Source organism: Belnapia sp. AC561 (genome assembly GCF_979252845.1).
On the sequence record NZ_CEEDBP010000067.1, the window covers coordinates 1 to 14520 of the forward strand.

Below are 14520 nucleotides of genomic sequence, written 5' to 3' on the forward strand. Positions count from 1 at the left end.
AATCCTGTCCCCGCATCTCCCCCAACTCACACCCACAGGGCGCTGACCAATCGGTCAGCGCCTTCGCCAATTCCGGGGCCTGACGCAAAGCACAGGATCGCGCCAAGCTCGCCGCGAACGTCAATCCGCAAGGTCCAGCCTTGGGAAGCAGCCAAGCTGCGAACCTGCATCAGGCTGGAGGTGGCAGCGGTCTGGCACAGCGGCGACACATTTCCTGTCAGACGATAGACGCAACGCCTGTCTGCCAGGGCGGTACTGTTCGGGCAAAGCTGAGAGCGATAGTGGCACCAATCATCGATTTAGGTATGAGGTGCTTTCTCGGTGCGGATGCGATGCTGGCGTTATTCAGATCCATAGAGAGACCGTTGAGCTTCTCCTGGATCAAGATGTGGCTCGTCGCCGTATCAGTGCCGCTCGCCTGACCAGACTTCCAATGCCTTGCCTGCAGACGCCCTTATTCCGCCCGAACATTCGCACCACGGATCGCCTCACCCCAGTCCCGCCGGTCGCGGGCAATTGTGGCGCTGAATGCCGCCGGCGCTTCAAAGCCCGGTGCCAAACCGTTATCCAGCAAACGCTTTTGCACAACAGGATTTTGTAAACTGACGCGGATCGCCTCGGCCCACCGCGCAATCGCCTCGTCCGGCATGCCGCGTGGCCCGCAGATACCGAACCAGCCGATAACTTCCAGTCCTGGCACGATGCGTGGCAAGCGTGGTGCATCCTGAAACTCTGGCCAGCCCGCCTCATCGGCCAGCGCCAGTAGGCGCAGTTCACCGCCCTGGATCTGCCGGATAACGTCGCCAAGGTTGGTAATGAGCAGGTCGATCCGCCCGGCGATCAGATCTATCGCCGCCGGTGCCGCACCGCGGTACGGCACATGCACGATATCCAGACCAGCCAAGCGTTTCAGCCGTTCCCCTGAGAGATGCTGCGCCGTGCCGATGCCAGCACTGCCGTAGCTTAATATCCCGGGCTTGGACCGTGCCGCCTCCATCAGAGTCTCGAGGCTTTGGTAAGGCCCCCGGACTCCGGTCACCACGGCATAACTCGAGCGTGCGACATTGGCGACGGGCACCAAATCACGGCCAACATCGATCGGGATATGCATGCCCGGCACTTCGGGGCTAATCGTCATGCTGCCCATCGGACATTGCAGGACCGTCGAGCCATCGGCCGGGCCCCGCACCACCGCCTCGGCGGCGATGAAGCCGTTAGCGCCGGTGCGGTTCTCGACCACCGGCCGCTGGCCCAGCGTTGCCGCTACGCCGTCTGCCACAACCCGTGCGACGATGTCCGAGGTACCCCCCGGTGCAAAGCCGGCAACGATGCGGAGCGGGCGATCCGCCGGCTGTGCCAGGGCCGGCACCACGAGCATGCTGCCCAGCAACACGATGCTCCGTAGCACCCCGATCAACGGTTTCATCCTACAATCCTTTCCAGTATCGGCTCATTCAAGGCTGATATGCGCAGCGCTGATCACCTCGCTCCAGAGACGGCGGTCCTGGTCGATGGTGCGGGCGAAGTCAGCCGGATCCTCGATCCGCAAGGTCAGCCCATTTTCCTGCAAGCGCTGCTGCAATACTGGATCGCTGAAGCCATTGCGGATCGCCTCGAACCAGCGGCTTGCCACTGCGTCAGGCATGCCGCGCGGTCCACAGAGGCCGAACCAACCGCTGACGGCGTAGCCAGGCAAGGCATCCGAGACCTGGCCGATACCGGGGTAACGCGGCGAGCCGATACCATCGGCGAAGGCCAGCAGGCGTAATCCCTGCCCGATCTGCGCCGCCACGTCGCCAAGATTGGTAATGATGAGATCGGCCCTGCCAGCCGCGACATCCAGCACCCCTGGTGCCGCGCCACGATAGGGCACATGCACCAGGCTCAGCTTGCCAAGCTGGGACAGTCGCGCGCCGGAAAGATGAGAGACGGAGCCAATGCCGGCGCTGGCATAGGAGATGCCATCCGGCTTTGCTCGTGCCGCGGCAAGGACCTCGGCGACACTGCGGTAAGGCGACTGCGCCGAGACCACCATCGCCTGAGTGGAATGTACAATATTCGCAATTGGCAGCAGGTCGCGTGCCGGGTCGATCGGCAGCTGGGCGCCCGGCAGTTCGGGGCTGATCGTCAGCATGCCGGTCGAGCACTGCACGACAGTATGGCCATCGGCCGGGCTGCGCGCGGCGGCTTCCGCCGCGACGAAGCCATTGGCGCCGGTCCGAACTTCGACTACCGGACGCTGGCCGAAACTTGGCGCAACGGCCTCGGCAGCCAGACGGTTGATGATGTCACTGGTCCCACCCGGGGCAAAGCCGCCCAGGATCCGCACCTGACGGTCCGGGAAGGCGGCGACGGGAAGACTGCCACCCAGCAGACTCCCGCCCACCACCAGGGCAAGGATCCGACGCAGTGATCTTTTCATGTTGTTTCCCCCCATGACGCCTCTATCGACCGGCCCCTTTAGGGACGCATTTGCAACCGAGACGGCTGAGGCCGCCGCAGCGGCTCCGCCAGCCTGGCAAAGTCGCAGAGCAGGCGGCGCGTGTCGCGGGGATCGATGATCTCCTCGACCCAGAAGGTTTCCGCGGTGCGGAAGGGTGACCGCAGCTTGTTCAGCCGGTCCTCGATCTCCGCCAGCTTTGCCGCTGGATCCTCGGCGGCCTCGATCTCGGCGCGATAGGCGGCCTCGATTCCACCCTCTAAAGGCAGCGACCCCCAGCGGGCCGAAAGCCAGGCATAGCGCAGCGAAAGTCGCCCGGCCGGCTGGTGCACCGCGCCGGCGACGCCGAATGCATTGCGGATGACCATGGTGCACCAGGGCACGGTGGTCTGGTTCACCGCGGCCATGGCGCGCACGCCATGCCGGATGGTCGCCGCGCGCTCAGCCTCCAGGCCGATCATGAAGCCGGGGCAGTCCATCAGATAGACGACGGGCAGATGGAAGGTCTCGGCCAGATCGACGAAGCGCACCACCTTCTGGCAGGCATCCGACGTCCAGGATCCGCCGTAGAAAAATGGATCGCTTGCCATGACAGCCACCGGGTGTCCGTCCAGCCGAGCCAAGCCGGTGATGACGGAACGACCGAACATCCGCCCCATCTCGAAGAAGCTGCCCTGGTCAACCACCTTCTCGATGATCGGCCGCATCTGGTAGACCCGCCGGCGGTCGCGCGGTACCGCCGCCATCAGCGCTTCCTCACGCCGTTCCGGGTCGTCCGTGCAGGGTAGGACCGGTGGGACGCCATGTACCGAGGACGGCAGGTAGGACAGGAACCGGCGGGCGCAGGCAAAGGCCTCCTCCTCGGTATCGACCGCATGGTCGACGCCGCCGGCGCGGCACTGGATCTCCCAGCCCCCGAGTTCCTGTTTGCTGAGGTTCTGCCCGAGCCGGGAGACCACCGGCGGGCCGGCGACGAACATCGCCGAGGATTTCGTCATGACGGAGTAGTGGCTGGCTGCCAGCCGCGCCGCGCCCAGCCCGGCCACCGAACCGAGGCCAAGCCCGACCACCGGCACGACCGAGAGGTTGAGGGTCGAGTAGTTGAACAACCCGCCCCCGCCGACGCCGTTCGGCAGGTTGGCACGGCCGGTGGTGTCGATGGTCTTCACCGACCCGCCGCCGCCCGAACCCTCGATGATGCGCAGCAGCGGCAGCTGGAACTCGTTCGCCAGCCGCTCGGCCATCAGCGGCTTCTCGCGGATGGTGGCATCGGCGCTGCCGCCGCGCACGGTGAAGTCGTCACCGACCACCACCACCGGTCGCCCCTCGATGGCAGCACGGCCGAAGACGCAGTTGGAGGGGGTGAACTCCTCCAGCTGGTTGGCCTCGTCGTAGCGGGCCTTGCCGGCGATGGCGCCTGTTTCGTGGAAGCTGCCGGGATCGACCAGCGCCTGCACCCGCTCGCGCACCGTCAGCCGGCCGCCGTCATACTGGCGCTTCACCTTGTCGGCGCCGCCCATCTCCCGCGCCATCGCCTCGCGCTGGCGGAGTTCGTCCAGTTCGGCCTGCCATACCATTGTCGTATCCTCCCTTGGCGCCGTCGTCGTCCCGCAGTTCAGCCGCGGCGCAGGCCGCGCATGGCCGCGAGCAGGGCGACGCCCAGCGCCACCTTCACCACGCTGCCCGGCAGGAAGGGCAGGAACCCGAGGGCGATGGCCCGCTCCACCCCGATCAGCGTGGCCAGCCAGGCAAGGCCGGCGGCGAAGATCACCGTATGGCCAGCCAGGAAGAGCGCGCCGCTGCGCCAGAACCCGCCCGCCCAGCCTTGCGCGGCGAGCCAGCCGGCCAGGGCGGCGGCCGGCACGAAGCCCAGCAGGAAGCCGCCGGTCGGCCCGGCCAGCGCCGCCGGACCGGCGCGGAAGCCGGCGAAGACCGGCAGGCCGCAGATCCCCTCGCCCAGGTAGAGCAGCAGGGTCGCGGCCCCGAGCCGCGGGCCGTAGGCGATGCCGACCAGCAGCACCACCAGGCTCTGCAGGGTCATCGGCACCGGTTGGATCGGCAGCTGGATCTGCGCCGAGGCGGCGACCGCCAGGCTGCCGCCCAGGGCGAGCAGCGCCGGGTGCAGGAGGCCGGATTTGGCAAGACCGTGCATCATGAAAGTCCCTGACTAGTTCAAGCGGCTTCGCGGGCGCGGAAGCCTTCGAGGAAGTGGGTGTCGACGCCGCCCGCCTGCATGGCCTCGCTGCGGAGGATGCGGGCGAGGAAGGCGGCATTCACCCGGATGCCCTCCGCCGCCACCGCGTCGAGCGCGACGGCGAGGCGGCCCAGCGCCTCGGCTCGGCTCGGCGCATGGGCAATGAGCTTGGCGATGAGCGGGTCGTAATAGGGGGTCAGCACGTCGCCGGCGCGGACGCCGGCATCGATCCGCAACCCAGGCCCGGTCTCCGGCATCCGCAAGGCCGCGATGGTGCCCGGGGAGGGCAGGAAGTTGCGGGCGGGGTCCTCGGCGCAGAGCCGGGCCTCGACCGCATGGCCCTGCGGCGCCAGTGCATCCTGGCCGAAGGGCAGGGCCTCGCCGGCCGCGACGCGCAGCTGCCACTCGACGAGGTCGAGGCCGGTGACCATCTCGGTCACCGGATGCTCGACCTGCAGGCGGGTGTTCATCTCGATGAACCAGATGCGGTCGGCGGCCAGAGGCGCCGCGGCATCGGCCACGAATTCGATGGTGCCGGCCCCGACATAGCCGACCGCCCGGGCCAGGGCGACGGCGCGGCGGCCGAGCTCCGCCCGCAGCGCCGGGTCGACGCCGGGCGCCGGCGATTCCTCGACCAGCTTCTGGTTGCGCCGTTGCAGGGAGCAGTCCCGCTCCCCCAGATGCAGCACGGTGCCATGGGCGTCGGCCAGGATCTGCACCTCGATGTGGCGGGCGCTGCCGACCAGCTTCTCGACCAGCATGCGGTCGTCGCCGAAGGCGGCGGCCTCGCGCCGGGCGGCGGCCAGTGCGGCGGCGAAGCCGGCGGCGGCCTCCACCCGGCGCATGCCGCGTCCGCCGCCGCCGGCGAAGGCCTTGATCATCACGGGGAAGCCAATGCCCTCGGCCTCCGCCGCCAGGCGGTCCGGCGCCTGGTCCTCGCCGTCATAGCCCGGCACGGCCGGCACGCCGGCCCGGCGCGCCACGGCCTTGGCCGCCGCCTTGCCGCCCATGGCGCGGATCGCATCGGCGGGCGGCCCGATGAAGGCCAGCCCGGCCCGGGTACAGGCCTCGGCGAAGTCGGCATTCTCGCTGAGGAAGCCGTAGCCCGGATGCACCATGCGCGCGCCGCTGCGCTCGGCCGCGGCCAGGATGGCCGGGATCGAGAGGTAGCTCTCGCGCGGCGGCGCGGGGCCGATGCGCTCCGCGGCGTCGGCGGCGGCCACATGCATGGCGCCGGCATCCGCATCGGAGAAGACGGCGATGCTGCGGAGGCCGAGGCGGCGGCAGGTGGCGGCGATGCGGCAGGCGATCTCGCCGCGGTTGGCGATCAGGACCGGGCCGAGCACCTCAGGCGTCCAACACGATGACGACCTGGCCCTCCTCGACCTGGTCGCCCTCGGCGACCAGGATCTTGCTGACGGTCGCGTCGCGCGGCGCCTCCACCGGGATCTCCATCTTCATGGATTCGAGGATGAGGAGGACGTCGCCGGCCGCCACCCGCGCACCCGCCGCGACCTCGATCTTCCAGACGGCGGCGGTGATCTCGACGGGCACTGGGATGTCGGCCATGACCTTGCTCCGGGCGCTTCAAATTTGTTATCACAAATCCTCTGCCGGCCCTTGGCTGTCAAGGCGGAAACAGGGGGAGGCCAAGCCGTGACTGCCGAGGCTCCGCTGATGGCTGGCGACCGGGTCGCCGCGCGGGTGCATGAGTGGCTGCGGCTCCAGCTCATGCGCAGCCGCTTCCGCCCGGGCGAGAAGCTGAAGCTGCGCAACCTGGCCGAGGAGCTCGGGGTCAGCCCGACGCCGGTGCGGGAGGCGCTGGGCCGGCTGGTGAGCGAGGGCGCGCTCGAGCAGGTCGATCATCGCTCCGCCCGGGTGCCGATGTTGTCGGACGAGCGGCTGCGAGAGGTCTGCGACCTGCGCAGCGACCTGGAAGGCAAGGCGGCGGCCCGTGCGGCCGAGCTGGCACGGCCGGGCGACGCCGACCGGCTGGCCGCGATCCACGCCCGGATGAGCGCCGCCCGGGTCGAGGGCCGCGGCACCGAGATGCTGGTGGAGAACGAGCGCTTCCACATGGAGCTCTGCGCCCTGGCGCGGATGCCGGTGCTGCTGCGCCTGGTCGAGGGGCTCTGGCTGCAATGCGGCCCGCTGAACGCCGCCCTGTCCCGCATGCGCTTCCTGCACCGGCCGGAGGAGCATCCGCATAACGAGGTGATCCGCGGCATCCGGCAGGGCGACGGCGCCCTCGCCCGCCTGGCGATCCAGCGAGACATTACCGTCTATGCCGATGCGCTGATCCGCCAGCTGCCGGAGATCAACGTGGCGGCCCGGGCCCCGGAGGGCGGATTGACAAGTCCGTAGCGTCGCTGTTTTTGTGATAACAAATAGGGCGCGAGATCCATCGCGCCGCGCGAGGAAGCACCCCGATGCCGCGTGACCCCCAGGCCGCCCTGCCGCTTCGCCATCTGCGGGTGGTGGAGCGCGGCGGCGGCGTCGCCCTGGCCTATGCCGGCAAGCTGTTCAGCGATTTCGGCGCCCAGGTCATCAAGCTCGAGCCGGCGGGCGGCGACCCGCTGCGGCGCGAACCGCCCCTGGTCGAGACCGGGACCGGCCAGGTTTCGGCGCTCTTCGCCTGGCTGAACACCAACAAGCGCAGCGTCACCCGGCTGGACGGCATCACAGAGTGCGACGTGCTGCTGGATGGCCGCCCCCCAGCGGATCGCGCCGCCGCCTCGCCGCCGGCCACCATCACGGCCGGCATCTCCTGGTTCGGCGACAGCGGCCCCTATCGGGACTACGTCGCCAGCGACGTCACCTGCCGGGCGCTTGCCGGCATCATCGCCGGCACCGGCCCGGCGGAGGGCCCGCCCTCCATGCTGGGCGGCATCGCCGGCGCCGCGGTCGGCGGCATCGCCGCCTTCAACGCGGTGGCCGCCGCCCTGCTCTCGGGCGCGCCGCGCCGGCTGGAGGTGAGCATCCACGAGGCCAACGTCGCCGTCGCTGAGTACCAGGCCGCGCAGGGCGTCACCCATCCGGAGGTCGAGCGCCGCCACGGGGTGAACCGCTTCGCCCCGACCTGCCCGCTCGGCGTCTATCCCTGCCGGGAGGGCTGGCTCGGCGTCACCATCGTCACCCCGGCACAGTTCCGCGGCTTCTGCGACATGATCGGCGCGCCCGAGGTCGGCCAGGATCCGCGCTTCGTGATCGGCTTCGACCGGCTGCGCCACGTCGCGGAGCTGGAGGCGCTGTTCGTCCCGCGACTCCGCGAACGGACCGCCGAGGACTGGTTCGAGGAGGCGTTGCGCCGCCGGCTGCCCTTCGCCGTGGTGCCGGACATGGCCCGGCTGCTGGCGACGCCGACGCACCGCGCGCGCGACGCCTTTGGCACGGTGCGGGTCGGCGCCGCCGAGTTCGAGGGCCCGACCCTGCCGCAACGGCTGACCCGGACGCCGCCCCTGGCCGGCGGCACCGCCCCCCGCCTCGGCGAGCATGACGGCCAAGCGCTGCCCGACCGCCCCGCCCGCAAGCCAGTGCGTGCCGCGGCGCTGCCGCTGGCGGGGCTGCGGGTCGTCGATCTCTCGATGGGCTGGGCCGGGCCGCTCTGCACCCGCCAGCTCGCCGATCTCGGCGCCGAGGTGGTGAAGGTGGAGGCCTGCCAGTATCCCGACTGGTGGCGCGGCGTCGATCCGCGCCCGGCCTTCTTCGCCGAACGGCAGTATGAGAAGGACCTGCGCTTCGGCGTGCTGAACCGCAACAAGGCCGGCATCACCCTCGACCTCAGCCGTCCCGAGGGCGCCGCGCTGCTGAAGCGGCTGGTGCGGGACGCCGATGCGGTGGTCGAGAATTACGCGCGGGAGGTGCTGCCGAAGCTCGGGCTCGACTATCCGGCGCTGGCGGCGGAGCGGCCGGACCTGGTGATGGTCTCGATGCCCGCCTTCGGCGGCAGCGGGCCATGGCGGGATGCCAGGGCCTATGGCTCCACGCTCGAGCATGCCTCGGGCCTGCCCAGCGTCTCCGGCCAGGCGGATTGGCCACCGACCACCAACCAGCTCGCCTACGGCGATCCGATCGGCGGGCTGAACGCGGCCGCCGCCGTGCTCACCGCCTTGCTGCACCGGCGCGAGACCGGCGAGGGCCAGCATATCGACCTGGCGCAAGTGGAGTGCATGTTCCCCCTGGTCGCGCCCTGGATCCTGGCGCAGTCGGCGACCGGCTCGCCCGGCCCGCGGCTCGGCAACCGGCATCCCGCGATGGTGCCCCAGGGATGCTTCCCCTGCGCCGCGGATGGCTGGATCGCCATATCCGTCGCCGACGATGCCGCCTGGGCCGGGCTCTGCCGCGCCATCGGCCGGGTGGACCTGGCCGCCGATCCGACGCTTGCGACCGCCGAGGGCCGCCGTGCCCGGGAGACCGAGCTGGAGGCCGCCCTCATCGACTGGACCACGGGGCGCGACGCGGATGCGGCCATGACGGCCCTGCAGGCGGCCGGGGTGGCGGCCGGCGCGGTCCGCTGGCCGACGGCGCTGGTGCGGGACCCGCAGCTGGTCGCCCGCGGCTTCTGGCAACCGGTCGATCGGCCCTGGCTCGGCCACCACGCGCAGCCTTCCGCCCCGTTCCGGGACGCCGGCCAGGGCCCCTTCCCGGTGCGCCGCCCGGCACCCCTGCTGGGCGAGGACAATGCGGCGGTGCTGGGAGGGCTGCTCGGGCTGTCCGCCGATGCGCTTGCGGCGCTGGCCGCCGCCGGCATCATCGGGACGGAGGCGGTTCCGGTTGCCCAGAGGAAATCCCGCGCCGCCGGGCAATGACGGCACCAGGGGAGGAAGCACCAATGACGAACCATCCGGGACGCCGCGCCCTTACGGCGGGACTTCTCACGCTGCCGGCCCTGGCGCGCACCCGCGGCGCGGGCGCCCATACGGAGGCCTGGCCCAACCGGCCGATCCGGGTGATCTATCCCTTCGCCCCCGGCGCCGGCGATCTCGTGCCGCGGCTGATCTCGGAGCGCCTGCCGGCGCTGCTCGGCCAGGGGCTGGTGATCGAGCACAAGCCCGGCGCCAATACCATGATCGGCGCCGAGGCCGCGGCGCGGGCGCCGAAGGATGGCTATACGCTCGGCTGGGTCGCCAGCAGCACGCTGGTGATGAACCCGAACCTCTATCCCAACATCACCTATCGGCTGGAGGATTTCGCGCCGATCTGCATGGCCTATCGCGCGCCCGTCGCCTTCGCGGTGACGGCCACGCTGCCGATCCGCACGGTCACCGAAGCCTTGGAGCATATCCGGCGCAACCCGGGGCTCGGCGTCGGCAGCGTCGGCAACGGCAGTTCGCCGCATGTGACGATGGAGATGATGATGGGCCTGACCGGCGTGACGCTGGAAAGCGTCGCCTATCGCGGCGAACAGGCGATCATCACCGATCTGATGACGGGCCGGGTCCCCTTCTATGCCGGCTCCACCAACTCCCTGCTGCCGCATCTGGAGAGCGGGAAACTCCGCATCCTCGCCATCTCCTCACCGGAGCGCCTGGCCGTCCTGCCGGAGGTGCCGACCTTCCGCGAATCGGTGCATCCCGATCTGGTGCTGCGCTACTGGCACGGCGTGGTGGCCCCGGCAGGGGTGCCCGCGCCGATCGTGACACGGCTTGCGTCAAGCTTCTCCGAAATCCTGCAATCCGATGCGGTCCGGCAGAAGCTGCCACCGGACATGGAGATCGATCCAATCCGGTTGGATGACTTCGCCGCGCTGATCCAGAAGGAAAGGGCTCATTACGGTCGCATCATCGCGGAGCGGAAGATCACCGTGCAATGATGCAGGGTGTCCTGCGGCGGAATGCCGGCGGCCCTGTATTGGCGTCGGCCGGGAGTCAGTCCACGATTGCGCCTGAAAGCCGCACCACCTCGGCCTGTAGACGAGCCCGCGGCGGCTGAAGGCAATACGGCTGACCACCTTGGGTGCCAATCTCGATGGAGGTTTTGCCATGAAGCTGGATGACACTGACCGACCGCTCCGGCTTGGTGAGGGCCGGATCAGCGGCTATCTTTCGATCGCCTTCGGCACGCTGAGCGTGCTGGCGGTGCTGTGCTTCATGTTTCCCGACTACCTTACCACGCCGTCGCTGCGGGCTGGCTACGATCTGACGCTCATGCGCCAGATGCTGGCGGCAGGCATGGTATTCTCCGCTGGCTTCGGCGTGCTGACCTTCGTGCTGAACCGACAGAAGCGGTTGGGTGCCCTCGGTATCCTGCTGACGGGATTGGCGGCCTATCTGGGCGGGAGTTCGGTGCAGATCGGGCCACGCTACGACACGCCTGGCTTCATCGGATTGGATTGGTTCATCCTCGACCTATTGGCATCGGCGGCACTGTTTACCGCGCTGGAGAAGATCGTCGCGCACCGGCGTGATCAGCCGATCCTTCGGCCTGATTTCTGGCATGACGGGCGATATTTCATCGTCAACCATCTCGCCATCGGCATTTTTCTTTTCATGAGTGTCAAGGCGATGCCGTCGCTGTTTTCCTGGACGGTGAATGCCGGGTTGCAGGATTGGTTCAGGTCGCTGCCGGGCGTGGTGCAGTTCCTGGCAATCCTGGTGACGGCTGACCTGATGGAATACGCGACCCACCGGGCCATGCATGAAGTCCCGGCGTTATGGCGGTTCCACGCGGTACATCACAGCGTCGAACGGATGGACTGGATGGCTGGCTCGCGCCTGCATTTCCTGGAGCCGCTGGTGACCCGTACGGTCGTGATGCTGCCGGCCTTCGTGCTTGGCGCGAGTGATACGCCGTTGCTCTGCTACATCGTCTGGGCTGGCTTCCAGGCGGGTCTCGTGCATTCCAACTTCGGCTTGGAATTCGGGCCGTTGAAATACTTGGTGGCGACCCCGCTGTTTCACCATTGGCACCACAGCAGCGAAAAGGAAGCGATCGACACCAATTACGCCGCGCACTTGCCAGTCCTCGATCGCCTGTTCGGCACCTATCATATGCCGCGTGACCGTTGGCCGCAGAAGTATGGGGTGGCCGGCACTCCGCTGCCCAAGGGAATGTGGCGGCAGTTTCTGTATCCGTTTCAGCGGCGGCAGCCCCCGCCATCGGCTGTATAGGCTGGCGGAAACGGGAGAAGGAAACATCGACGACGCCGCACCCCTTGCCGTCCCGGAAGTACAGGGAGGGCCGTTGGGCGCGGCTTGCATGCCTTGCCGGCGGGCCACACCTCTCACCTACCGCCATGAGGCAGCGCTGCTAGCCCTGCGGGCCGTCTTCCTCGTCCCGTGGCGCCTTCTCGGACTCTCTGATCATCGCTCGATCTGTAGGTCGTAGGACTCCAGGCGTTTCGTCACCGCCTTGTTGCGGGCATATCGCCGAAGCAAGCGCGCCAGTGCCGCATCCGATCCGCGGCACTCGCGCGTGACGGCACGCTGGACCTCTGCTGCGCGCCCGGGATCATCCGAGGCTTCTCCTCGCCAATGGTCGCAGCGATCGCGGCGCGCCGCATAGGCCATGACATCGGGCGGCAGCCGGCTCGCTTCCACGCCGGGGGCCGCGAGGAACAAAGCGAATGCAAGACAGGGAAGGAGACGCATAAGAGATACTATGCCGTCATAGGCATGCCTGCCATCGGCAGGCTGAAGCGGCCGATTGGCTATTCAGAAATGCCTAATCGCTTTCGGTCTGGCGAGCAGTCTCGGGTCACGCCGGCACTGGAAGAGTAACTCTCTCTTGCCTGAGATGATGCGTCGCACGAGGCGCTTCCTTCCTCTCACCCCCGGCTCTACCCGAAGGCAAATGCAGCTGTAGCCGTAGCGTTGCTCGACGGCCTGGGCAGAAGCAACTGCAAATTCCAACAGAAGCAGGGCCAGGAGGCAGCCTGCAAAACTGGCTGGCGGCGAAGGAGGCTGCGATCGGTCTGGGGTGTCTCGATTATGGTTCTCTCCCAACTTCGGTCAGGCTGAACGGAAGCGGATGCGGCAGTCAGCCAAGGGCATTGTCGACGGAAACCCAGTATCACCGATGGCTTTCCTAACCTATTCGCCGTGACGGTAACCCGCTGATCCACCCGGTGGGGTTGCAACTCCTCTCCCAGCGGTACACCATGTTTCGGCATGGCCGATATCACTTGGTTTTTTTGCCTACCGCCACCTGCGCAGCGAGATGTCGAGCCACGTCATCACCTTCCGCCGTGGCCAGCGCGTGCGATCCGGCCGTGGCCTCGCTTTCTGGTTCCGACCGGACCGGACAAGCATCGCCGAGGTCCCGGCCGATGACCGAGATACCGATTTCGTCTTTCAGGCCCGCTCGCGCGACTACCAGGTCGTCACCGTACAGGGCACCATCACCTGGCGCGCAGTGGAACCCGAGGCACTGGCCTCGCGCGTGGACTTCACCATCGATCTTCGCACGGGACGACTGCGGGCGGACCCTCTGGATCGTATCGCAAGCCTTCTCATCGGGCTCGCTCAGTATCAGGCAGCGCGTTACGTCGAGCACCGCTCCGTGAACGACCTCCTGACCGAAGGTGCGGCACCGCTGCAGGATGGGATCGCCGCATCACTAGCTGCTGACCCCCGGTTACGGGACATGGGGCTTTCGGTCGTCACCGTTCGCATCGCCGGGCTGAGCCCGAGCGCGGAACTGGCCCGTGCGCTGGAGGCACCGACCTTCGAGCGCGCCCAGGGGCTTGCCGACGAGGCGACCTTCGCTCGGCGCGCCCAGGCCGTGGAGAAGGAGCGTGCCATCGCCGAGAACGAACTGTCCACGAAGGTAGAGCTTGCACGCCGGCAAGCCGCGCTTATTGCACAGGAAGACGAAAATTCCCGTCGTCAGGCCGAGGGCCGGGCCGATGCCGGGCGCATCGCCTCGGAAGCCGAAGCTGCCCGGATCCGCGTGGTGGAAGCGGCGCGCAACGCGGCTGAGGGCGAGCGCCTCACCCTGCTGCGCGACATCGATCCCGCCGTGCTGCAATCGCTTGTACTCCGCGCCTTCGCCGAGAAACTGACGCGCATCGAGACGCTCAATGTCACACCCGACCTGACTGCCGCATTGAACGGGATCCTGCGTGGCCGCGATGCGCCCGCCTCCGCGCCGCCGGTTGTCCCGAGGGGCGACGCGCCTCAGCGGTGAGCGGCGCCCTCGCCCCCAGGTTGGTCCTCGTCACGCGTGAGACCGAGTACGAGGGACTATTGGCCCGCCACGCCACGCGGGGCCAGGCCGATGCCTTCCTCCGCCGCCGCTCGCAGAGCCTGGAAGGCCTCGATGCGCAACGCGCGCATCTGGCTGCCCTGCTCACCGAGATCCGCACCGCGGTGCCGAAGGGATGGCGCATCGCTGCCGTCCGCCGCGCCGAGCTAGACCGCTTCCTCTTCGGGCCCGAAGACGTGGTCGTCGCCGTCGGTCAGGATGGGCTCGTGGCGAATGTCGCCAAATACCTCTCTGGCCAGCCCGTCATCGGGGTGAATGGCGATCCCGCCCGCAATGCGGGTGTTCTCGTGCCGCATACCGCCGCCGCCGCCGCCGCGATGCTGCCCGCGGCCGCCGCAGGCAAGTTGCCGACCGAGATGCGCACGATGGTCCGGGCAGAACTGGACGACGGACAGGAACTGCTGGCGCTGAACGAGATCTTTGTCGGCCATGCAAGCCACCAATCCGCCCGCTATAGCCTGAGTTACGCAGGGCGGGAGGAGACGCAATCCTCGTCCGGGCTTATCGTCGCCAGCGGTACGGGCGCGACCGGCTGGGCCCTCTCGATCAGCCGCGCTACGGGCGTGAGTGTCAATCTGCGCCCCGACGAGGCGGCCGCAGTCTTCCTAGAGCGGTTTCCAGCCTGACTGAATCGCTTGTGATCCCACGGGCTGCACGATGGTGATTCAGTTGCCCCTCGGCA

The 14520-nt window shown here is 68.5% G+C and carries 13 protein-coding genes; 6 read left to right on the plus strand and 7 right to left on the minus strand.

Translation table 11 applies throughout. The features are described from left to right. Positions 1–454: 454 nt before the first annotated feature. From AC0IW9_RS29090 to AC0IW9_RS29115, 6 genes are read right to left on the minus strand one after another with little or no spacing between them, the layout of a single operon-like run. Complete coding sequence (locus AC0IW9_RS29090) at positions 455–1426, minus strand: Bug family tripartite tricarboxylate transporter substrate binding protein (protein WP_471651802.1); 972 nt, start codon at positions 1424–1426, stop codon at positions 455–457. Between the two features lie 24 nt (positions 1427–1450). After that, the gene (locus tag AC0IW9_RS29095) at positions 1451–2422 is read right to left on the minus strand and encodes a Bug family tripartite tricarboxylate transporter substrate binding protein (RefSeq protein ID WP_471651803.1); all 972 of its coding nucleotides are present in this window, start codon (positions 2420–2422) and stop codon (positions 1451–1453) included. Between the two features lie 38 nt (positions 2423–2460). Next, on the minus strand, positions 2461–4017 hold the full coding sequence (locus AC0IW9_RS29100; RefSeq protein WP_471651804.1) for an acyl-CoA carboxylase subunit beta: 1557 nt from the start codon (positions 4015–4017) through the stop codon (positions 2461–2463). A gap of 38 nt (positions 4018–4055) precedes the next feature. Continuing rightward, complete coding sequence (locus AC0IW9_RS29105; protein WP_471651805.1) at positions 4056–4595, minus strand: biotin transporter BioY; 540 nt, start codon at positions 4593–4595, stop codon at positions 4056–4058. A 17-nt stretch (positions 4596–4612) separates the two neighbouring features. Then, positions 4613–5980 carry an acetyl-CoA carboxylase biotin carboxylase subunit gene (locus AC0IW9_RS29110; protein ID WP_471651806.1) on the minus strand — a complete coding sequence of 456 codons (1368 nt, stop codon included), beginning with the start codon at positions 5978–5980 and terminating at the stop codon, positions 4613–4615. 1 nt (position 5981) lies between these two features. Next, positions 5982–6203, minus strand: a complete 222-nt coding sequence (locus AC0IW9_RS29115) for an acyl-CoA carboxylase biotin carboxyl carrier protein subunit (protein WP_471651807.1) — start codon at positions 6201–6203, stop codon at positions 5982–5984. Between the two features lie 87 nt (positions 6204–6290). On the opposite strand from AC0IW9_RS29115, the gene AC0IW9_RS29120 reads away from it, so the two are divergent. From AC0IW9_RS29120 to AC0IW9_RS29135, 4 genes are all read left to right on the plus strand, one after another. After that, entirely contained in the window at positions 6291–6998 is a 708-nt protein-coding gene (locus tag AC0IW9_RS29120; protein ID WP_471651808.1) for a GntR family transcriptional regulator, read from the plus strand. Between the two features lie 65 nt (positions 6999–7063). Continuing rightward, the gene (locus AC0IW9_RS29125) at positions 7064–9442 is read left to right on the plus strand and encodes a CaiB/BaiF CoA-transferase family protein (protein ID WP_471651809.1); all 2379 of its coding nucleotides are present in this window, start codon (positions 7064–7066) and stop codon (positions 9440–9442) included. Between the two features lie 23 nt (positions 9443–9465). After that, positions 9466–10446, plus strand: a complete 981-nt coding sequence (locus AC0IW9_RS29130) for a Bug family tripartite tricarboxylate transporter substrate binding protein (RefSeq protein ID WP_471651810.1) — start codon at positions 9466–9468, stop codon at positions 10444–10446. Between the two features lie 169 nt (positions 10447–10615). Then, positions 10616–11743, plus strand: a complete 1128-nt coding sequence (locus tag AC0IW9_RS29135) for a sterol desaturase family protein (RefSeq protein ID WP_471651811.1) — start codon at positions 10616–10618, stop codon at positions 11741–11743. A gap of 192 nt (positions 11744–11935) precedes the next feature. Here AC0IW9_RS29135 and AC0IW9_RS29140 read toward each other — a convergent pair whose 3' ends face one another. Further along, entirely contained in the window at positions 11936–12223 is a 288-nt protein-coding gene (locus tag AC0IW9_RS29140; RefSeq protein WP_471651812.1) for a hypothetical protein, read from the minus strand. 568 nt (positions 12224–12791) lie between these two features. Here AC0IW9_RS29140 and AC0IW9_RS29145 point away from each other — a divergent pair. Beyond that, a complete protein-coding gene (locus AC0IW9_RS29145) occupies positions 12792–13760 on the plus strand; it encodes an SPFH domain-containing protein (RefSeq protein ID WP_471651813.1) in 969 nt (322 codons plus the stop codon). 59 nt (positions 13761–13819) lie between these two features. Further along, positions 13820–14464: a diacylglycerol kinase catalytic domain-containing protein gene (locus AC0IW9_RS29150; protein ID WP_471651814.1), complete on the plus strand. Its 645-nt coding sequence runs from the start codon at positions 13820–13822 to the stop codon at positions 14462–14464. Positions 14465–14520: the final 56 nt, after the last annotated feature.